This is a genomic window from Mangrovicoccus algicola, from assembly GCF_014903745.1.
Classification (GTDB): Bacteria; Pseudomonadota; Alphaproteobacteria; order Rhodobacterales; family Rhodobacteraceae; genus Mangrovicoccus; species Mangrovicoccus algicola.
In genome coordinates this window covers 1-1,593 of sequence record NZ_JACVXA010000138.1, presented here as the reverse complement: position 1 = coordinate 1,593, position 1,593 = coordinate 1, and the positions used below count along the sequence as shown (strand labels likewise).

At 70.9% G+C, this 1,593-nt stretch carries 3 protein-coding genes; all 3 read left to right on the top strand.

Annotation, left to right across the window (positions count from 1 at the left end; all coding sequences use genetic code 11):
* Positions 1-199 precede the first annotated feature (199 nt).
* Positions 200-871 (top strand): protein TolQ, encoded by a 672-nt coding sequence (gene tolQ / locus ICN82_RS21130; RefSeq protein WP_193187317.1) that lies wholly within the window; start codon positions 200-202, stop codon positions 869-871.
* Between the two features lie 5 nt (positions 872-876).
* The gene (gene tolR / locus ICN82_RS21125; RefSeq protein ID WP_193187314.1) at positions 877-1,341 is read left to right on the top strand and encodes a protein TolR; all 465 of its coding nucleotides are present in this window, start codon (positions 877-879) and stop codon (positions 1,339-1,341) included.
* Between the two features lie 6 nt (positions 1,342-1,347).
* The coding region (locus ICN82_RS21120) for a hypothetical protein (RefSeq protein ID WP_226898661.1) at positions 1,348-1,593 on the top strand (246 nt) is incomplete at its 3' end.

The window sequence follows — 1,593 nt, the reverse complement described above, 5'->3', positions numbered from 1 at the left end:
CGGGCCGGTCGCGGTCCGGCCCGCGCCCCGCCGCCGACCGCGCGCCGCGGGGGAAGGGGCGGGCAGGCGCTTTCCCGCCGAGCCATGGCGCCATGGCGGCCGGCACTGACGGCGATGTCATTTCCCTTCCGCGCAATCTGGCATAGACTGCTGGCCAAATTCCGAGCGGCCGAAGCCGCCGTGACACACGGGCAGATCAATGGATCACGACTTTTCTATGATGGCGCTGTTCTTCCGCGCCTCTCCGACCGTGCAGCTGGTCATGCTGCTGCTGCTGGCCGCCTCGGTCTGGGCCTGGACGGTATTCTTCCAGAAGCTCGCCGCCTTCCGGCTGGCGCGGCGGCGGCTGGGCAGTTTCGAGGACCGGTTCTGGTCCGGCGATCCGCTGGACGAGCTGTATGACAAGGTATCGCCGCGCCCGAGCAGCGCGCCGGAGCGGATCTTCGTCGCGGGCTTCTCCGAATGGCAGCGCTCGATCCGCCAGGACGGGCGCATCGCCCCGGGCGTGGCCTCGCGCATCGACAGGTCCATGGATGTCGCCATCGGCCGCGAGACCGACGCGCTGAGCAAGGGGCTGACCTATCTGGCGACGGTCGGCTCGACCGCGCCCTTCGTCGGGCTCTTCGGCACGGTCTGGGGCATCAAGGAGAGCTTCCAGAACATCGCCGCCGAGGGCAATACCAGCCTCGCCATCGTGGCGCCGGGCATCGCCGAGGCGCTGCTGGCCACCGGCATGGGGCTGCTGGCGGCGATCCCGGCGGTGATCTTCTATAACAAGCTGTCCACCGACAGCGCGCGGATCGTGGCGGGCTGGGAAGCCTTCGCCGATGAATTCTCGACGCTCCTGAGCCGCGAGGTCGCCGGCGGATGACCCCGATGCGCAGTTCCGCGGGCGGCGGGGGCCGGGGCAGCCGGCGCCGCCGGTCGCATGCCCATACGATGCCGATGTCCGAGATCAACGTCACGCCCTTCGTCGACGTGATGCTGGTCCTGCTGGTCGTGTTCATGGTCGCCGCGCCGCTGATGACGGTGGGGGTGCCGATCGAGCTGCCGGAGACGGCGGCCGAGCCCCTGCCCATGCCCGAGGAGGAGCCTCTGACCATCACGCTCCAGGCCGATGGCGGCATGGCGATCCAGACCACCGAGATCGCCGCCGAGGAGCTGATCCCGCGGCTGACGGCCATCGCCGAGGAACGCACCGACCGGCAGCTGTTCCTGCGTGCCGACCAGGGGATTTCCTACGGCCAGGTCATGCAGGTGATGGGCGCGCTGAACGCGGCCGGGTTCACCCGCATCGGGCTGGTGACCGAGGATGGCGGCCCCACCATGGGGGCGGAGTAGCGACCTGTGCGCCTGCTTCCGCGTCTGACATTCCTGCGCAAGCCCCTGAACAAGTCCCTCACGCTGCACGGGGTCCTGCTCTTGCTGGCGATCTTCGGCCTGCCCAGGGTGAGCCGTCCGCCCGAGACCCCGGCCGCCGTGCAGGTGACGCTGGTGGGGGCGGAGGATCTGCCGCAGGCCCAGTCGCCTGCCGCCTCCGCGCCGCCGCCCCCCGAGGCGCCGCGGCCGCGGCCCGAGACGCCGCCCGCCGCG

Bases quoted from the DNA above. Each gene is read 5' to 3' on its own strand.
- tolQ (WP_193187317.1), top strand. From the start codon at position 200: ATGGATCACGACTTTTCTATGATGGCGCTGTTCTTCCGCGCCTCTCCG.
- tolR (WP_193187314.1), top strand. From the start codon at position 877: ATGCGCAGTTCCGCGGGCGGCGGGGGCCGGGGCAGCCGGCGCCGCCGG.